Origin of the sequence: Ancylobacter sp. 3268, from assembly GCF_031456575.1 — a bacterium.
Lineage (GTDB): Bacteria > Pseudomonadota > Alphaproteobacteria > Rhizobiales > Xanthobacteraceae > Ancylobacter.
In genome coordinates this window covers 323103-341958 of sequence record NZ_JAVDUX010000003.1, presented here as the reverse complement: position 1 = coordinate 341958, position 18856 = coordinate 323103, and the positions used below count along the sequence as shown (strand labels likewise).

At 68.4% G+C, this 18856-nt stretch carries 17 protein-coding genes; 11 read left to right on the top strand and 6 right to left on the bottom strand.

The genetic code is table 11. From position 1 onward, the window contains the following. Positions 1-120: 120 nt before the first annotated feature. The 8 genes from J2X65_RS06090 to J2X65_RS06055 all read left to right on the top strand — a co-directional run bounded on the left by J2X65_RS06090 (position 121) and on the right by J2X65_RS06055 (position 9529). Entirely contained in the window at positions 121-1380 is a 1260-nt protein-coding gene (locus J2X65_RS06090; protein WP_310199299.1) for a cyclopropane-fatty-acyl-phospholipid synthase family protein, read from the top strand. 154 nt (positions 1381-1534) lie between these two features. Beyond that, a complete protein-coding gene (locus J2X65_RS06085; protein ID WP_310199297.1) occupies positions 1535-3022 on the top strand; it encodes a replicative DNA helicase in 1488 nt (495 codons plus the stop codon). 8 nt (positions 3023-3030) lie between these two features. Continuing rightward, on the top strand, positions 3031-4146 hold the full coding sequence (alr, locus tag J2X65_RS06080) for an alanine racemase (protein WP_310199294.1): 1116 nt from the start codon (positions 3031-3033) through the stop codon (positions 4144-4146). A 100-nt stretch (positions 4147-4246) separates the two neighbouring features. Then, entirely contained in the window at positions 4247-5674 is a 1428-nt protein-coding gene (gene radA, locus J2X65_RS06075; RefSeq protein ID WP_310199292.1) for a DNA repair protein RadA, read from the top strand. Positions 5675-6028: 354 nt separating this feature from the next. After that, positions 6029-6607, top strand: coding sequence for a CvpA family protein (locus J2X65_RS06070; protein ID WP_310199412.1), 579 nt, complete (start codon positions 6029-6031; stop codon positions 6605-6607). Between the two features lie 171 nt (positions 6608-6778). After that, entirely contained in the window at positions 6779-8290 is a 1512-nt protein-coding gene (purF, locus tag J2X65_RS06065) for an amidophosphoribosyltransferase (RefSeq protein ID WP_310199290.1), read from the top strand. 32 nt (positions 8291-8322) lie between these two features. Next, complete coding sequence (locus tag J2X65_RS06060; protein WP_310199288.1) at positions 8323-8739, top strand: VOC family protein; 417 nt, start codon at positions 8323-8325, stop codon at positions 8737-8739. 34 nt (positions 8740-8773) lie between these two features. Next, positions 8774-9529 carry an SDR family NAD(P)-dependent oxidoreductase gene (locus tag J2X65_RS06055; protein WP_310199287.1) on the top strand — a complete coding sequence of 252 codons (756 nt, stop codon included), beginning with the start codon at positions 8774-8776 and terminating at the stop codon, positions 9527-9529. On the opposite strand, the gene J2X65_RS06050 is transcribed toward J2X65_RS06055, so the two are convergent. Next, positions 9504-10454 (bottom strand): DMT family transporter, encoded by a 951-nt coding sequence (locus tag J2X65_RS06050; RefSeq protein ID WP_310199286.1) that lies wholly within the window; start codon positions 10452-10454, stop codon positions 9504-9506. The genes J2X65_RS06055 and J2X65_RS06050 overlap by 26 nt on opposite strands. A 113-nt stretch (positions 10455-10567) precedes the next feature. On the opposite strand from J2X65_RS06050, the gene J2X65_RS06045 reads away from it, so the two are divergent. After that, positions 10568-11029, top strand: coding sequence for an Lrp/AsnC family transcriptional regulator (locus J2X65_RS06045; protein ID WP_310199284.1), 462 nt, complete (start codon positions 10568-10570; stop codon positions 11027-11029). Positions 11030-11358: 329 nt separating this feature from the next. Here the strand turns inward: J2X65_RS06045 and der are convergent, their stop codons facing one another. The 5 genes from der to J2X65_RS06020 all read right to left on the bottom strand — a co-directional run bounded on the left by der (position 11359) and on the right by J2X65_RS06020 (position 15347). After that, positions 11359-12711, bottom strand: coding sequence for a ribosome biogenesis GTPase Der (der, locus tag J2X65_RS06040; protein ID WP_310199282.1), 1353 nt, complete (start codon positions 12709-12711; stop codon positions 11359-11361). A 24-nt stretch (positions 12712-12735) separates the two neighbouring features. Continuing rightward, positions 12736-13038 carry a hypothetical protein gene (locus tag J2X65_RS06035; protein WP_310199280.1) on the bottom strand — a complete coding sequence of 101 codons (303 nt, stop codon included), beginning with the start codon at positions 13036-13038 and terminating at the stop codon, positions 12736-12738. 11 nt (positions 13039-13049) lie between these two features. Then, on the bottom strand, positions 13050-13763 hold the full coding sequence (locus tag J2X65_RS06030; RefSeq protein ID WP_310199278.1) for a tetratricopeptide repeat protein: 714 nt from the start codon (positions 13761-13763) through the stop codon (positions 13050-13052). Positions 13764-13906: 143 nt separating this feature from the next. Then, positions 13907-14728 carry a 3-methyl-2-oxobutanoate hydroxymethyltransferase gene (gene panB, locus J2X65_RS06025; protein ID WP_310199276.1) on the bottom strand — a complete coding sequence of 274 codons (822 nt, stop codon included), beginning with the start codon at positions 14726-14728 and terminating at the stop codon, positions 13907-13909. Positions 14729-14774: 46 nt separating this feature from the next. Then, positions 14775-15347 carry an NnrU family protein gene (locus J2X65_RS06020; RefSeq protein WP_310199274.1) on the bottom strand — a complete coding sequence of 191 codons (573 nt, stop codon included), beginning with the start codon at positions 15345-15347 and terminating at the stop codon, positions 14775-14777. Between the two features lie 633 nt (positions 15348-15980). Here J2X65_RS06020 and J2X65_RS06015 point away from each other — a divergent pair. Both J2X65_RS06015 and J2X65_RS06010 read left to right on the top strand, forming a co-directional pair. Next, positions 15981-18299, top strand: a complete 2319-nt coding sequence (locus tag J2X65_RS06015; protein WP_310199272.1) for a tetratricopeptide repeat protein — start codon at positions 15981-15983, stop codon at positions 18297-18299. 102 nt (positions 18300-18401) lie between these two features. Then, on the top strand, positions 18402-18824 hold the full coding sequence (locus J2X65_RS06010; RefSeq protein ID WP_310199270.1) for a L,D-transpeptidase: 423 nt from the start codon (positions 18402-18404) through the stop codon (positions 18822-18824). Positions 18825-18856 lie beyond the last annotated feature (32 nt).

Sequence of the window (18856 nt, the reverse complement as noted above, 5' to 3'; positions counted from 1 at the left end):
ACCGGAGTGTTGCGGGGGTGGCGATGTTGTGATGCAATGAAAAGCATCAAATGCAGACATGCCCCGCGATTGGGCAAGCAGTCTCGGAAGCGGGGACTGCTGGTACCGTGGAGCCGGCCGATGGAACGGTTGCTCAGGAGCGCGCTCGCGCGCGTTATCCGCCGTGGTTCGCTTGCTGTCGTCTTCGCCTCGGGCGAAAAAGTCGTCTTTGGAGATGGAAGCGGCAACCCGCTTGTCATGCGCTTCACGTCGCCGTCTTGGCAGAAGCAGGTTGCCCTCGACCCCGAACTCAAGTTCGGCGAGGCCTATATGGAAGGCGGCATCGTTGTCGAGCGTGGCGACATCGCCGATCTTCTCGCTCTGCTCATGTCGCAGGTCGGCCTCCAGGTGCCGAGCGCGCCGGCCAAAGGATGGATGAGGCTTCGCTTTCTGTTCCGGCGCCTGGCCCAGTTCAATCCGCGCGACAGGGCTCAGAAGAACGTCGCCCATCATTACGATCTCGACGGGCGTCTCTATTCGTTGTTTCTCGACGCTGACCGGCAATATTCCTGTGCCTATTTCGAGCGACCGGACCAAACGCTTGACGACGCCCAGCTCGCCAAGAAGCGCCATATCGCAGCCAAGCTGCTGTTCGACCGCCCGGACCTCGCCACGCTGGACATTGGCTGTGGCTGGGGCGGCATGGGGCTATATCTCGCCGAGAATGCCGGCGCCCGCGTCACCGGCGTGACGCTTTCGCAGGAACAGCTTGGCGTTGCCCGATGCCGCGCCGAGGAGCGCAATCTCGCCGACCGCGCCGAGTTCCGGCTCCAGGATTATCGAGATGCTCCCGGCCCGTTCGACCGCATTGTCTCGGTTGGCATGTTCGAGCATGTCGGCATCGGCCATTACGACGAATATTTCACCAAGGTCGCTCAGCTGCTGAAGGATGACGGCGTCGCGCTGATCCATTCCATCGGCCGCTCGGAAGGTCCCGGCATCACCAACCCGTGGATCGCCAAATACATCTTCCCCGGCGGCTATATTCCCGCCTTGTCCGAAGTGCTGCCAGCGATCGAGCGGGCCGGGCTTTTCGTCACCGACATCGAGGTCCTGCGGCTGCACTATGCCGAGACGCTGAGGGCCTGGCGGGAGCGCTTCCTTGCCCATCGCGAGGAGGTCGAACGGCTATATGACGAGAGATTCGTCCGTATGTTCGAATTCTACCTTGCCTCCTCCGAGATGGCCTTCCGCCATCAGGGGATGATGATCTTCCAGGTGCAGCTCGCCAAGCGCGAGGGTGTGGTGCCGATGACCCGCAACTACATCGCCGAGGCCGAGACGGCATTGAAGGCGATGGAGAAGCGGAATCGGCCGGGCCTGCGTCTGGCCGGCGAGTAGCGGCCCGGCGCGGTGAAAGGGGCGGAACCCGGTCAAGGCCGATTCCGCTTTCCACAGGCGCTCCACAGGACAAAATGGCCGTGCGCGATTCGCTCCGGACTCGGGCGCCGGGGCGGCGTTAGCTATCGGCTGATCACTCGCACCCGGAACCGTCATGCTCGATTCCCCCGCGCGCCCAGCGGCCGCGTCCGAACCGCATTACCGAACGGCTCCTCACAATATCGAGGCGGAGCAGGCGTTGCTTGGCGCCATCCTCGTGAACAACGAGGCGTTCTATCGCGTCTCCGATTTCCTGCAGCCGCGCCATTTCTTCGATCCGGTGCATACCGCCGTCTACGAGACCGCCAGCGCGCTGATCCGTGCTGGCAAGGTGGCGACGCCGGTGACGCTCAAGACCTTCCTGCCCGCCGAGCTCGACATTGGCGGCCTCACCGCGCCGCAATATCTCGCCCGCCTCGCCGCCGAGGCGACCACCATCATCAATGCCGAGGATTACGGTCGCACCATCTACGACCTCTCGGTGCGGCGCGACCTCATCGCCATCGGTGAGGAGGTGGTGAACGAAGCCTTTGATGCGCCTATCGATTCGACGCCGCAGCAGCAGATCGAGGAGGCGGAAAAACGCCTCTATGAGCTCGCCGAAACCGGGCGCTACGATGGCGGCTTCCTACGCTTCAACGACGCGCTGAAGGAAGCCGTGGACATGGCGAGCCGCGCCTTCCAGCGCGAGGGTCACTTGTCCGGCACCGCCTCCGGCCTCGACGATCTCGATCAGATGATGGGCGGACTGCAACCCTCGGACCTCATCATCCTCGCCGGCCGCCCGGCGATGGGAAAGACCTCGCTCGCCACCAACATCGCCTTCAACGTCGCCGCGGCCTACCAATCCGAGACGCTGCCGGACGGCTCCATCCGCGCGGTCGATGGCGGGGTGGTCGGCTTCTTCTCGCTGGAAATGTCGGCCGAGCAGCTCGCCACCCGTATTCTCGCCGAGCAGGCCGAGATCGCGTCCTACAAGATCCGCCGCGGCGATATTTCCGAGCCCGAGTTCGACAAGCTCGCCAGCTGCGCCCAGATGATGCAGACGATCCCCCTCTACATCGACGATACCGGCGGCATTTCCATTGCCCAGTTGCGTGCCCGTGCCCGCCGGCTGAAGCGCCAACGCGGCCTCGACTTCATGGTGGTGGACTATCTCCAGTTGCTCACCGGTTCGTCAAAGAGTTCGGCTCAAGGTCGCGTTCAGGAAATCACCGAGATCACCACCGGCCTGAAGGCGCTGGCAAAAGAACTCGCCATACCGATCATGGCCCTGTCGCAGTTGTCACGCCAAGTCGAATCGCGTGACGATAAGCGACCGCAGCTCTCTGATCTTCGCGAATCCGGCTCGATCGAGCAGGACGCCGACGTGGTGATGTTCGTTTACCGCGAGGAATACTACCTGAAGAGCAAGGAGCCGAAGGAAGGCACCGAGGAATGGTTCAAGTGGGACCAGGACATGAAGGCGGCCCAGGGCGTCGCCGAGGTGATCATCGGCAAGCAGCGCCACGGTCCGACGGGCACCGTGAAGGTGGCGTTCGAAGCGCAGTTCACCCGCTTCTCCACACTGGCCCGTCAGGACCACCTGCCCGCACATGACTGAGGTGTTCCATGGCTGATTCCAACGTGCCAAGCGCCGAGGCCGGCGGTCGTCTGACCATCGATCTGCAAGCGATTTCAGATAATTACGCGGATATCGCCGCGCGGACGTCTCCCGCTACCTGCGCCGCCGTGCTGAAGGCCGACGCCTATGGAACCGGGCTGGAGCCGGTTGCGGCGAGGCTTTGGGCGGCCGGGGCGCGGACGTTTTTCGTCGCCCTGCTCAGCGAAGCGCGGCGGCTGCGGAACCTGCTGCCGCAGGCCGAGATCTTCGTGCTCAACGGTCTCTTTGCCGAGTGCAATGAGGTGTACGATGCGTATGATCTCAGGCCGGTTCTGGGCAGCCTGGACGATATCGAGCGCTGGCAGGCCTATTGCGCGCGGATCGACCGCCCCCTCCCCGCTGCCCTGCATGTGGATACCGGCATGAACCGCCTCGGCGTGTCGCCGTCGGAGGCGATCAACCTCGCCGAGGGGCGCGACGAACTCGGCTTCCCGCTGGTGCTGGTGATGAGCCACCTCGCCTGCGCCGACGATCCCGCTCACCCGCTCACCGCCCGCCAGCTGGTGGACTTCCGCGCCGTCGCCGCGCTGTTCCCCGGCGTGCGCGCCTCGCTCGCCAACTCGGCAGCGGCGCTCGGCGACAAGGCGCTGCATTTCGACATGGTACGGCCCGGCATCGCGCTCTATGGCGGGCGCGCCCGCAAGGATGTCGCGCCGCTGCGGCCGGTGGTGCGGCTCGAGCTGCGGATCGCTCAGATCCGCGAGGTGCATGAAGGCGAGACCATCGGCTATGGCGCGGCGCAGACGGCGCGGCGCCCGTCGCGGATCGCCATCCTTGCCGCCGGCTATGCCGATGGCATTCCCCGCCTCGCCGGTTCCTCGGACACGCGGCCCGGCGCCGAGGTGGTGATCGCCGGCCGGCGCTGCCCGCTGGCCGGACGCATCTCCATGGACCTGATGACGGTCGACATCACCGGCCTGCCGGAAGACGCCGTCCGCCCCGGCGACTGGGCGACCCTGCTCGGCGAAGGTCTTGGCGTCGACGACCTCGCGGGCCATGCCGAAACCATCGGCTACGAGGTGCTGACCTCGCTCGGTTCGCGCTTCCACCGTCGCTGGAAATAGCCGGAGGCGGGAGCGGGCCGCGCGATCAGGAGGCTTGCGCCCGACGCGCGGCATGCAACATAGGAGGGCACCCTTCCCGCCCGACACGGACCCGCCGCCTATGGCCAAGAAATCCCTCTCCTTCATCTGCCAGTCGTGCGGCGCGGTGCATTCCCGCTGGCAGGGCAAATGCGATTCCTGTGGCGCCTGGAACAGCATTGCCGAGGAATCGCCCGCCGCGGTCAGCCTGCCGGTCGCCCATCGCTCCGGGCGCAAGGGCCGGCCGATCGAGTTGCAATCGCTCGCCGGCTCCAGCGAGAGCCCGCCGCGCACCCAGACCCGCATCGCCGAATTCGACCGCGTCACCGGCGGCGGCATCGTGCCGGGCTCGGTGCTGCTGATCGGCGGCGATCCCGGCATCGGCAAGTCGACGCTGCTGATTCAGGTCTCGGCAACGCTGGCCCGCGCCGGCCACCGCGTCATCTATGTCTCCGGCGAGGAGGCGGTGGAGCAGGTGCGGCTGCGCGCCGAGCGGCTCGGCCTTGCGAACGCACCCGTCGAGCTGGCGGCGGAGACCAATGTCGAGGACATCGCCGCGACCCTGTCGCAGGGACGAACCCCGGCGATGGTGGTGATCGATTCCATCCAGACCATGTGGACCGACACCGCCGAATCCGCCCCCGGCACGGTGACGCAGGTGCGCTCCTCGGCGCAGATCCTGATCCGCTACGCCAAGCAGGCCGGCGCCGCCGTCATCCTGGTCGGCCATGTGACGAAGGACGGCCAGATCGCCGGCCCGCGCGTGGTCGAGCACATGGTCGATGCCGTGCTCTCCTTCGAAGGGGATGGCGCCCACCAGTTCCGCATCCTGCGGGCGCAGAAGAACCGCTTCGGGCCGACCGACGAGATCGGCGTGTTCGAGATGACCGGGCTGGGGCTGGAAGAGGTGGCGAACCCCTCCGAGCTGTTCCTCTCCAACCGCGACCGCGGCGCGCCGGGCACCGCCGTCTATGCCGGCATGGAGGGCACCCGGCCGGTGCTGGTGGAGATCCAGGCGCTGGTGGTGCCCACCAGCCTCGGCACGCCGCGCCGGGCGGTGGTCGGCTGGGACCCCTCACGGCTTTCCATGGTGCTGGCGGTGCTGGAGGCGCGCTGCGGCATCAAGCTCGGCGGCCACGACGTGCATCTCAACGTCGCCGGCGGCTTCCGCATCTCCGAGCCGGCCGCCGACCTCGCGGTGGCGGCGGCGCTGGTCTCCTCGCTCTCCGGGGCGGTGCTGCCGCCCGACAGCGTGTATTTCGGCGAGATCAGCCTTACCGGTGCCGCCCGCCCGGTGCCGCATGCCCCGGCAAGGCTGAAGGAAGCCGCCAAGCTCGGCTTCGCCCGCGCGGTGCTCCCCGACGCCAAGAACAAGGAGCGCGGGGGCAAGGAACGGGAGGCGGGCGCCTCGCCGATCCCGCTCGACGTCATCGGCTCGCTGGCCGACCTGGTGGCCGGGATCGCCGCGCGCGGGACGCGGCGGAGCCCGCGGGCGGTGGAAGAGGCCTAGCCAGGCAGGGAGGCCGGAAAGGGCCTGTCACCTTGGGACAAGGGAGCCTCGCCGCTGTTCATGCCGGCCCGCTCCCCCTGAGCGGGCCGCACAGACCGGCCCGTGACGGACACCGCCCAATCGCCCGCGCCAGCCGATCGCCGGACCGCCCCGGGGAAGATGGCGCGGGGCATGGCCCGATCTGCGGGCTTACCAACAGCTACGAGGCGCGGGGCATCAAGAAGACACCCCAACAGGGATGACGCGACGGGCCTGCCGCGCTATACCTCGCCGGCCCGCGCAGGGTGCCGACTTTGCAGATTCGCCCCCGCGGTTTTGCCTGCGGGCCATCGCTTTGATCACGGTGTGCTTGATTTGACGCTGCTCGACATCATCCTTCTCGCCGTGATGGTGATCTCCGGCCTGCTGGCCATGGTCCGCGGCCTCGTGCGCGAGGTCTTCGCCATCGCCTCGTGGATCGCAGCCGCCGCGGTAACCCTGTATGGCTACCCGCACCTGCTGCCCTATGCCAAGCAGTACATAACCAACGATACCTTCGCCATGGCGGCGACGGTGGGCGGCCTGTTCCTGGTGACGCTGCTGATCGTCTCGATCATCACCGTGCGCATCTCGGATGCGATCCTCGACAGCCGCATCGGCGCACTCGACCGCACGCTGGGCTTCCTGTTCGGTCTCGCACGCGGATTCCTTATAATGGTGGTCGCCTTCCTGTTCTTCAACTGGCTGGTCCAGAACGAGCAGGGGCAGCCGGACTGGATTCGCAACGCGCATTCGCGGGTGGTCTTGCAAAGTGCGGGCGACTGGCTCATTTCCGTGTTGCCGGAAGATCCTGAGAAGCTGATACGCGACATTCGCAGCCCGAAGGACGCCGAACCGACCGAGCCTCCCCCGGAGCCTGTTGCCCCGGGACCGGCCGCCCCTCCGGCACAGTGAATTCGCACGCAGCGCCGGAACGGGATCGTTTCCGGCGCTGCGGCGTTCGGATCGAGACACCGGAACGCTTTTGGCGAGCGGGAAACGCTTTCCCGTTCAACAAAATGTGCTTCGGAACCCACCACGCGGATGCGTGCGCAGCCGAGACTGCGTGAAGCGGAGCAAGGTCACATGACCCATAGGATCCTTGAGAATTCGGCCATCGACCTCGCCGAAAAGCGTGCGCCGGGAACCGACACCTTCGATCCCTATGGCGACACGCTGCGCGAGGAATGCGGCGTGTTCGGCGTGTTCGGGCACCCCGACGCCGCCGCCATCACCGCGCTCGGCCTTCATGCGCTCCAGCATCGCGGCCAGGAAGCCGCCGGTATCGTCACCTATGACGGCACGCGCTTCCATTCCGAGCGCCGGCTGGGCCTCGTCGGCGACGCCTTCTCCGACGGCGAGGCGATCAAGCGCCTGCCGGGCCACATCGCGGTCGGCCATGTGCGCTATTCGACCACCGGCGAGACCATCCTGCGCAATGTGCAGCCGCTGTTCGCCGAGCTCGACGGCGGCGGCTTCGCCATCGCCCATAACGGCAACCTCACCAACGGGCTGACGCTGCGCCGGCAGATCATCCGCGACGGCGCCATCTGCCAGTCGACCTCCGACACCGAGGTGATGCTGCACCTCGTCGCCCGCTCCAAGCGCCCGCGCTTCACCGAGCGCTTCATCGACGCGCTGAAGCTGATCGAGGGCGCCTACGCCTTTGTCGGCCTCACCAACAAGAAGCTGGTCGGCGCCCGCGACCCGCTCGGCATCCGCCCGCTGGTGCTCGGCGAGCTCGACGGCCACCCGATCCTCACCTCCGAGACATGCGCTCTCGACATAATCGGTGCGCGTTTCGTGCGGGACGTCGAGCCCGGCGAAGTCATCGTGTTCTCCTCCGACAAGGTGGAGACGCTGCGCCCCTTCCCCGCCGTCGCGCCCCGCCCCTGCATCTTCGAGTACATCTATTTCGCCCGGCCGGACTCGGTGGTGGGCGGGCGCTCGGTGTACCAGGTGCGCAAGAACATGGGCTTCCAGCTCGCCGCCGAGGCGCCGGCCGAAGCCGACCTCGTGGTGCCGGTGCCGGATTCCGGCGTGCCAGCGGCGATCGGCTATTCGCAGGCTTCCGGCCTGCCCTATGAGCTCGGCATCATCCGCAACCACTATGTCGGGCGCACCTTCATCCAGCCGACCCAGTCGGTGCGCGACCAGGGCGTGCGCATGAAGCATTCGGCCAACCGCTCGGTGGTCGAGGGCAAGCGCATCGTGCTGATCGACGACAGCCTCGTGCGCGGCACGACGTCGGTCAAAATCGTCCGCATGATGCGCGAGGCCGGCGCCCGCGAGGTGCATTTCCGCATCTCCTCGCCGCCGATCACCCATCCCGACTATTACGGCATCGACACGCCGGACCGCGACAAGCTGCTCGCCGCCACCCATGACCTCGAGGGCATGCGCCGCTATATCGGCGCCGACAGCCTCGCCTTCCTGTCCATCGACGGCATCTACCGCGCCATGGGCTATGAGGGCCGCGACAGGCTGCACCCGCAGTTCACCGACCACTGCTTCACCGGCGAATACCCGACCCCGCTGACCGACCGCACCGGCGAGGTGCCCTCGCGCCAGCTCTCGCTGCTGGCCGAAGCGAGCTGAGCGGACGGCAGACCCGTAACAGGAGGACGTGCATGGTCGAGCTGAACCAGTGGCACCGCGGCCGGCTGATCGACCATGTCTCGCTGGTGGTCGCCGATTACGAGGCGAGCAAGCGCTTCTACAAGGCGGTGCTGGCGGTGATCGGCGTGCCGGTCGTCGAGGGCGAAGGCTATTTCTTCGCCGACGAGCTGTTCGTCTCCCCCGGCGAGCCGACCACCGGCCGCGCCCATCTCGCCTTCCAGGCGGCGGACATCGAGACGGTGAAGCGTTTCTACGAGGCCGCGCTCGCCAATGGCGGGCGTGACAATGGCGCGCCGGGCTATCGCGACTATCATCCGGGCTATTATGCCGCCTTCGTCCTCGACCCCGAGGGCAATAATATCGAGGCCGTCAACCACGGCCCGGCCAAACGCTCGGCGCCCTCCGTGGTCCTGACCGACGACACCTGACATCGCCGAGCAACCATCTGCCAAGGAACGCCGGATGACCGACAACCAAGCGCGGCCGCTGGAAGGCCGCCTCGCCCTCGTCACCGGGGCGACCCGCGGCATCGGCCGTGCCACCGCTCTCGCCCTCGCCGAAGCCGGCGCGCATGTGATCGCCACCGGCCGCACCCAGGGCGCGCTGGAGGAACTCGACGACGCCATCGCCGCCGCCGCCTCTACCGCCACGCTGGTGCCGCTCGACATCATCGATTTTCCCGCCATAGACCGGCTGGGCGGCGCGCTGTTCGAGCGCTTCGGCAAGCTGGACATACTCGTCGGCAATGCCGGCGTGCTCGGCCCGATGACGCCGCTGGCGCAGATCGACCCCAAGGACTGGGAAGGCCCGCTCAACGTGAACCTCACCGCCAATTGGCGGCTGATCCGCTCGATGGACCCGCTGCTGCGGCAATCCGATGCCGGGCGGGCGGTGTTCGTCTCCTCCGGCGCCGCGCACAAGGCGCGCGCCTTCTGGGGCGCCTATGCGGTGACCAAGGCCGGGCTGGAAGTGCTGGCCCGCACCTGGGCGGCGGAGGTCGCCAACATCTCGGCGCTCAAGGTCAACCTGATCAATCCTGGCCCGATCCGCACGCGCATGCGGGCCAAGGCCTTTCCCGGCGAGGACCCGAACACCCTGCCGGCACCGGAAGACGTGGCGCAGGCGATCCTCGCTTTGTGCCTGCCGAGCTTCACCCAGACCGGCACGCTCTACGACTTCCCCACCCGCAGCCTCAAGGAATTCCCGGTTCCGGCGTGATCGGCCGCTCCGCTTCCCTGCCGCGGCGGGTGAAGATCGTCACCGCCAGCACCACGCCAACCAGTTGCAGCAGCGTGCCGACCGCCTCCGCCGAGTTCGGCAGGCGCTGCTCATAGGCGAGGCCGTAGCCGAGGCCGAACACCGTCTCGGCGACGATGAGCTGGGCCGACAGCGCCAGCGGCAGCTGCCGCGACGCCACCATCCAGCAATAGGTGCCGAACCAGGACACCACGCCGCCCATCAGCAGCACCCAGACGAGGAAACGCATCGCGTCCTCGGGCTCCGCCGGCAGCGTGGGCGCCCGCAGCACCACCGGCAGCAGCAGCACCGCGGCGGTGCCGGCGCCAAGGCCCTGCAGCCCGGTCCAGCGCAGCGCCGAGGGCGCGCCGTCCGTGCGCATGACCATCGCATTGGCCAGCCCGTAGACCACCCAGACCGCCAGCGCTACCACCGACAGGCCGATGCCGGCCAGCATGGCCAGCGCGTCATCCGGCGGCGCCTGGCCCAGCCCGGCGGCGTTCACCACCGCCAGCCCGGCGGCGATGAGGCCAAGCGGCGCCGCCAGCCGGCGCCAGGCCACCGCCCGCTCGCGCAGATTGCCGATCACCGCCAGCACGACCGGCGCGGTACCGGCGATCAGCGGCGGCACCACCGCCCCGGCGAGCAGCACGGCATAGGAGATGGCGAGGAAGTAGCCGAAATAGCCGAAGGCGCCGAGGGCGAAGCCCATCAGCTTCTGCCTGTGGCTGAGACCGGTCGGCCGGAAGCGGGCATCCGCCATCAGCAGGACGCAGACGACGCCGAACAGCAGATAGCGCGCGGCCGACAGTTCGAGCGCGGTGAAGGGCACGACCGCCCGTGGCGCCACGAAGGAAAGACCCCACAGCGCGCCGGTGGCGAGGCCCGCGAGGATGCCGATGAGCATGTCGGAGGATCCGATTCGAGAGGCGGCGAGCATGGCATTCACCGCCGCCGATTCGAATGGAGAATCGAAGCCGATCTGGCGAATATGCTTTTCTATCCGAGGGGAGAGCGGCCATGCGGCTTCAAGGAACCGAACCGGGGCTCGATGCGCTCGATGCCGGCATTCTCACTGCGCTGGATCGGGATGCGCGGATCACGATGAGCGAACTCGCCCGCCTGGTGGGCATGTCCGCACCCGGCGTCGCCGAACGGGTGAGGCGGCTAGAAGCGGCGGGAGTGCTCAAGGGCTTCTCGGCGGAGATCGAGCCGCGCGCGCTCGGCTATGCCATCCGCGCCATGGTCCGCATCCGGCCGCTGCCCGGCAAGCTGCATCTGGTGGAGAAGCTGATCGACGCCTGCCCGAACATCGTCGAGTGCCACAAGATCACCGGCGACGATCCGTTCCTCGCCCAATTGGTGGTGCGCGACATCGAGGAGATGGACGGGGTGCTGGAGGCGCTCGCCGAACATGCGGTGACCTCGACGGCGGTCATCAAGTCGCAGGCGGTGCGCCGAAGGCTGCCGCCGCTGCGCTGACGAGCCTATCCGGCGGGCGGGCCATCGGGGGCCGCAAACGCGCGCCGACACCATCGCCGATGCGGCGGCTCGGATATGTACCTCTACCCATTGGGGAAAACTGCCCGTGCTGCGGATGGGTGTGGGGTGACGATATTGCCGAGCGTGGAGCCCCCTCTCCCCACCCCTCTCCCCCTCGGGGAGAGGGAGCGGCCGTCATCTTGCGGGTCGAGGCGTTCCGACATCCCCAAGGGTGGAGCCAATACACGCGGCGCCATGACCGTTCGGGCGGCGCCGGTCCTTCCTCTCCCCCTCGGGGAGAGGGGCCGCCTCGACGTTCTGCCCTGCCTTCAATCCTTCTCGGCGTAGGGATTGTCCTTTTCGCGCAGCGTCAGCCGGATCGGCACGCCGGGCAGGTCGAAGGTGGCGCGCAGCCCGTTCACCAGATAGCGGATATAGCTCTCCGGCAGCGCATCCGCCCGCGAGCAGAACAGCACGAAGCTCGGCGGCCGGCTCTTGGGCTGGGTGATGTAGCGCAGCTTGATGCGGCGGCCCGACACCGCCGGCGGCGGATGGTCGGTGGTGGTCTCGATGAGCCAGCGGTTGAGCGGGTTGGTGGCGACGCGGCGGTTCCACACCTCGTGGGCCTGCTCGATCGCCCTCACCAGCCGGTCGAGGCCGTCGCCGGTGAGGCCGGACACCATCACCACCGGCATGCCGCGCGCCTGCGGCAGCCAGTGATCGGCCTCCTCGCGCATCTTCTTGGCGATGCCGGCCTGGTCCCGCACCAGATCGCTCTTGGAAATCGCCAGCACCAGCGCCCGACCCTCGCGCACCACCAGGTCGGCGATGCGCAGATCCTGCTCCTCGAAGGGATGGGTGGCATCCATCATCACCACCACCACCTCGGCGAAGCGCGCGGCGCGCAGGCCATCGGCGACCGACAGCTTCTCCAGCTTGTCCTCGACGCGGGCGCGCTTGCGCATGCCGGCGGTATCGAACAGCTTCAGCTTCACGCCGTGGCGCTCGACATCCACCGCGATGGAATCGCGGGTGATGCCGGCCTCTGGGCCGGTGAGCAGCCGGTCCTCGCCGAGCAGCGCGTTGATCAGCGTCGACTTGCCGGCATTGGGGCGGCCGAGCACGGCGACACGGATGCGGCGATTGCCTTCCTCGACCTCCGGCTCGGCCTCCTCGTCCTCGGCGTCATCGGGGAAGCAGGCCATCAGCGCCCGCACCAGCTCGCCCATGCCCTCGCCATGCTCGGCGGAAAGCTCCACCGGATCGCCGAGGCCGAGCGAATAGGCATCGAGCGCGCCGGCGACGGCGTCGCGGCCCTCGCTCTTGTTGGCGACCAGGATGGTGTGCTTGCCGGAGCGGCGGGCCAGCTCGGCAAAGGCGCGGTCGGTGGGGGTGAGGCCGGCGCGGGCGTCGATGAGGAACAACAGCACGTCGGCGTCGTCGATCGCCGCCTCGGTCTGGGCGCGCATGCGGCCTTCGAGGCTCTCGGCCTTGGCCTCTTCCAGCCCGGCGGTATCGATGACGCGGAACGACAAATGGCCGAGCCGGGCCTCGCCCTCGCGCCGGTCACGGGTCACGCCCGGGCGGTCGTCGACCAGCGCGAGGCGCTTGCCGACAAGGCGGTTGAACAGCGTCGACTTGCCCACATTCGGGCGGCCGACGATGGCGACGGTCATGGTCATCGGATGGCGCCCCCGCGCCTTGCTCTACTGGGCCGGCGGCGTGGCCGGCTGGCCGGCGGCAGACGGGCTGGCGGCGGCCGACGTGGAATAATCATAGCCGGAATTGGCCGGCTGCTGCGGCGGCGCGTTGTAATCGACGCCCGGCACGCCTTCCGGAAACACCGCCGTGCGCGCGCCCGGCAGCTTCTTTTCCTTCTCCGCGAAGGGATTGAGCTTGTCGATATCCATCGATCCGCAGCCGGCGGCGGCGAAGGCCAGCGACAGCGCGGCGAGCGCCAGGACGGCGCGGCGCACGCAGCGCCCGGAAACACGTGGACTGGACGGCATCCCTACCCCTCCTACTGTACGGCCGGAGCCGCCGGCGCGGCGGCGGGCGCCGCCTCGGCAGGCGGCGTCGTTTCGGCGGGAGCGCTCGCGCTGGCGAGCTTCTGCATCAGATCGGCGCGCTGGCGCAGCCCCGGCGCCGCCTGCCCGTCGGCGAGGATCGCCTCGAAGGTCTTGGCGGCGGCGGCATAGTCGCCGGCCTTGTACTGGGCGAGGCCGATGATCTCGCGCGCGGAATTGCGGAACGTTCCGGCGGGATCGGCCAGCGGCTGCATGCGCGCGGCGATGTCGGCCGCCGGGGCGGTGTCCACCAGCAGGAAGCCGGCGCGCAGCCGGGCGAGGTCGCGCATCAGCGGGCTGACCCTCGTATCGTTGGCGACGGCGTCATAGGCCGCCACCGCCGCCGCGCGGTCGGTCGGGGCCAGGGCGGAAGCGGCGCGGAAGCGGGCAAGCACGCTGTAGCCGGCGGTGCCGTCCTTCTCCAGCGCGGCGAAGGCGGCCTCCGCCTCGCCGTTCTTGCCGTCTGCGGCAAGCTTCATCGCCGCCTCGAAGCGGAGGCTGGATTCCTGCTGCTGCTGCAGGTTCCACCATTCGACGCCGCGCCAGACCGCGACGCCGGCGACGATCAGCACCGCCACCGCGATGAGCAGCCCGCCATAGCGCTTCCACAGGCGGGCGAACCGCTCGCGACGAAGGTCCTCGTCGATTTCGTGGAAAATGTCAGCCATGTCGCGATCCGTGGGAAAACTGTCGGGAAGCACCGGAGCCGCGCGGGGAGCGGCGGCGTTCCGGCACCGGAAAAAGCCGCGTAAACTAGCGATGCGGCTTCAGCAAGGCAAATACCGCGCCGGACCGGCACGGTTTGCCCCGGTCACACTTTCTTGGGCGCGTAGACGTGCTCGGCGGCGGGGAAGCTGCGCGAACGCACCTCGCTGGCATAGGCCTCCACCGCGGCGCCGATGGCCGGGCCGATCTCGGCGAACTTCTTGACGAAGCGCGGCACCCGGTCGCTGAGGCCGAGCATGTCCTCCAGCACCAGGATCTGGCCGTCGCAGGCGGGCGAGCCGCCGATGCCGATGGTCGGCGGAGCGACCTCGGCGGTGATCTGGCGCGCCAGCGGCTCGGAGATCGCTTCCAGCACGATGGCGAAGGCACCGGCATCGGCGACGGCGCGGGCATCGTTGAGGATCAGCTCGGCGCTCGCCTCGTCGCGGCCCAGCGCCTTGAACGAGCCGAGCGTGTTGATCGCCTGCGGGGTGAGGCCGACATGGCCCATCACCGGCACACCGCGATCGGCGAGGAAGCGCACGGTCTCGGCCATGCGGCGGCCGCCCTCGAGCTTGATGGCCCCGGCGCCGGTCTCCTTCAGGACGCGCGAGGCGGTGGCGAAGGCCTGCTGCGGCGAGCCCTCATAGGAGCCGAATGGCAGGTCCACCACCACCAGCGCCCGCGACGAGCCGCGCATCACCGCCTGCCCCTGCAGGATCATCATCTCGACGGTGACGGGCACCGTGGTCTCCATGCCATGCATGACCATGCCCAGCGAATCGCCGACCAGCATGAAATCGACATGCGGATCGATCAGCCGGGCGGTGTGGGCGTGATAGGAGGTGAGCGAGACGATGGGTTCGCCGCCCTTGCGGGCGCGGATGTCGGGAGCGGTGAGCCGGCGCGCGGCGGACTGGACGGACATCGGGCACTTCCTCATTTCGGCCGGTTCTTGGCGTCCGGCGTCGATCTTAGGGCATCATGACGGGCACGCCGACCACATGCGGGTGGAACCAGAAGGCGAGCGCCGCATAAAGCACGAGGCCGACCAGCACCGCAACGACGTCCCCGCCCCACCCCTTCGGCGCGACCGGCAGCGGCACGCCGCGCCTCTTCACCGAGATGCGGTCATAGACCGCCCAGGCCAGGATGGCGCCGGCCAGCGTCATGGTGGCAGCGTCGCCATTGGCGAGGAGATGCGCCAGCGCCCACAGCTTCACGCCGACCAGCATCGGATGCTTCAGCCATGCCCGGATGTGGCTCGGCACCAGATAGGCGCCGATGGCGATGGTGGAGAGCAGCATGAGGGTGAGCGCGATGTGCCGCATCGCCACCGGCGGCTCCCAGAGCTGCGCCGGGCCGCTGGCGCGCCAGGCGCCAAAGCCATAGGCGATCATCAGTACCGCGGCGACCGACACCAGCGAATAGACCGCCCGATAGGGACCGGGCCCGAGGCGGGCCACCACCCCGGCCCGGGCCTCGCGGAAGGTGGTGAACACATGCACGGCGAGAAACAGCACCAGCCCGGCCAGCATCAACAGCATGTCGCGATCCCCTCTTCATGCGAAGCGGCGCCACGCTAGAGCAAGCCGGACCGGAATTGAACGAGTCCAGACTAGGAAAGCGGCACTCTCCCGCCTCCCGGCCTGGCCGCCCGACCTTCGTGCCGTGGATGAAGGCGCGCGAAGGACAGGCTACGACCGCCGCAGGCGATGAGAGCCACCCGCCACCCTTTGGCCGGGGCAGATCGCCACCGTCATTTCGACATTGCGGGTGATATGCGCCTATTGATCAACTGATTCGATCCACCGGATGCGGATACGAAACACATCGACAGAAAGACTTGCGAAAGCGAATAGTAAATCCATCGCCCGATGACTATTACATATTATTATCTTCATTCCGACCGGATCAGCCAATTCAGCAACCGACCACTGGACAAGCAGAAGACGTCCGTCCAAACTCCGCCGCACATTCACACCCTGATCCTAGTTCGCGCTGATTATTATAATGGTGCCTTCCCGTTCTGATCTTTCGCCGGACGCCTGCGCAGGCCGCCGACCATTTCCCCGCCCGCATCGCCGGCCCTGCGCCTCGCGGGAAATCTGGATTCCGTGCGCCACCACCGACGCTCGGCAGGCGCTGGCGATTCCGCGGGTGACGCCGTGGGTGGCGCCATGAGTTCGCAGCCCACCGACCGCCTGGGCCAGGCCAAGGCGCTGATCGCCGCCGGCCAACGCGGCAAGGCCGAAGCGCTGCTGCGGCAGATACTGAAATCCGCTCCCGGCAAACCGCTCCCGCTGCAGATGCTGGCCGAACTGCGGCGCAAGGCCGGCGACAGCACCGAAGCCATGGAGCTGTTCGCCCGGCTGTGGTCGGCCGGCACCGGCCCTTCCAAAGCCGGCCTCAGCCTCGCGAGACTGCTGGTCGCCGCCAAACAGCTGGACGAGGCCGAAACGGTGCTGCGGCAGGTGCTCGACCGGGTGCCCGACCAGACCGAGGCGCGCCTGCTGTTCGTCGATCTGCGGCGCAAGCAGCGTGACCTGCAGGAGGCGGAGGCGCTGCTGCAGCAGGGCTGGTCGCTCGCCCCCGGCGAGCCGCGGATCGGCCTGCCCCTCATCGAGATGCTGATGGCGCGCAAGGCATTGCCGGAAGCGGAAGCGGTGCTGCGTCGGCTGCTGGAAGCCGACCCCGACACGCTCGAATTGCAGCTCCAGCTTGCCGAGCTCCGGCGCCGCCAGGGCGACGCCGCGGAGGCGGAAGCGCTGCTGCGGCAAGCATGCTCGCGCCACCCCTCCGCCATTACCCCTGTGCTCGAACTGAGCAAGCTGCTGGCGCGCGCCGGCCGAGCCGAGGAAGCCGAGACCGTGCTGGTGCAGGCCCTGGAAGCGGCCCCCGCCCACCCCGAATTGCTGGTCGCCCTGGGCAAGCAGCAAGCGGCTGCCCATCGGGACGCCGAGGCGATCAAGACCTTCGAACGCGCCATCGAAACCCCGGAATCGCCGACCGAAGCCTGGCTGGGACTGGCGAGCGCCTCGGGCCGGCTGGTCTCCACCCGGCTGGCCCTGGAGAAGCTGGCCGAGGCGCTGGCGGCCAAGCACGACGACCCGGACGTGCATTTCGCGCTGGCCAACCATCTGCTGCAGATCGGTTGCCTCGCCGAGGCCGAAATGGTGGCGTCCTCCGCCGTCGGCCGGTTTCCCGGCGACCTCGATCTCCAGAGGCTTGGCTTCCGGCTCGACGTCATCACCGGCCGCTATGAGGCCGCCCTCGCCCATCTGGCGCGCCTGCCCCGGAAGACCCGCAAGGACCATTGGCTGCACAACCGGCTGAAGGCCGGGCTGCTCAAAGCCCAATGGCGGGTCGAGGAGGCCCGCGACCTCTACCGGGGCCCGAACCTGCCGGAGCTGGACGCCTCGACCTATCGTCTTCTCGCCGACATCCACCTGATGGCGCTCGACGTCGTCGAAGCCCGCCGGTGTCTGCGCGAAGCCAACCGGCGCACCCCGCAGCGGCGGATGCTGAACGTGTCCCAGGGGCTGGCGGGCGAGATCGTCAACGATTTCTGGACCGACCCGCAGGCCCTGGCCGCCGGCCAGGCCGCCCGCCAACAGGACAAGCTGGAAAACTGGATCGCCACGGTCGACGCGCATCGCCACCATACCGGCTGCGCCATCGGCTTCATGATCCATCTGCGCCAGGCCGGCGCCTTCGCCGAGAAACCGGCCGAGCCCGGCGACCGCGCCGCCATTCCGCGCCACATCCACCAGTTCTGGGATACCCCCGAGATTCCGGACGACGTGATGACGCTGATGGGCAGCTGGCGGGCGCGCAATCCCGGCTGGAGCTACACGCTGCACTCGCTCGATTCGGCGAGGGAATGGCTCCGGCAGATCTCCGACAGCCAGCTGCTGCGCGCCTTCCGGCAGATGCCGACCATCGCCGGCAAGGTCGACCTGCTGCGGCTGGCGGTGCTGTTCGCCGAGGGCGGCGTCTATGCCGACGCCGACGACCGCTGCCTGGCCCCGCTCGATTCCGTCATCGCCGGGCGCGGCCTGGTGCTGCGGCAGGAGCATTATGGGTCCATCGGCAACAATTTCATCGCCGTGCGCCCGCACCACCCGATCATCGGGCAGGCGCTGGAAGACGCGGTGTCGGCGGTGCTGCGCGGCGACCGCGAATCCATCTGGCTATCCACCGGCCCCGGCCTGATGACCCGGACGGTGGCAACGCATCTCGTTGACGATCCGCGCCGGGTGGAGGCGCTGGGTCGCGACCTGCTGGTGCTCGACCAGCCCGAGATCACCCGCTTCTGCGTGTCGGGCTGCCGGGTCTCCTACAAGCACACCGCCCGCAACTGGCAGAGCCGCGAATTCCGCACTCCGCCGCACATCGTGCACAGCGCCGCCGCTCCGGAGCCGGCGGCCGCGCGGCCGGTCCCATCCCCGCCGGCGAGCGCGGCACCGCCGGCGCCGGCACCGAGGGCGCTGCCCTGAGCCGCGCCGCCATTGCCGGCCATGCGTAGCAACCACACTGCCGCGCCATGCGGGGCCGTGGCAGAGTAGCCTCGGTCGACCGCTCCGGGGGACGCGAGGCAGATGAAACCGGTGCTCGCCGCGCTGTTCGGGGCGCTGCTGTTCATGGCGAGCCCCGCGCGGGCCAACGGCGTCGTCGCCTATGTCGACATCCGCAGCCAGCGCATGAATGTCTGGGTGGACGGCGCCCGGCAATTCAGCTGGCCGGTCTCCACCGCCCGCACGGGCTATCTCACCCCCACCGGCAGCTTCCGGCCGCAGCGGCTGCATCGCAGCTATTTCTCGCGGAAATACGACAATGCGCCGATGCCCTATGCGGTGTTCTTCCATCGCGGCTGGGCGATCCACGGCACCAACGACCTGCGCCGGCTCGGCCGCCCGGCCTCGCATGGCTGCATTCGCCTCGCCCCCGCCCATGCCGGGACGTTCTACCGGCTGATCCGCCAATATGGCCGTGCCGATACCCGCATCGTCATCACCCGCTGAGCGCCGCGCTCCACAACCGTGGCGACAGTGCT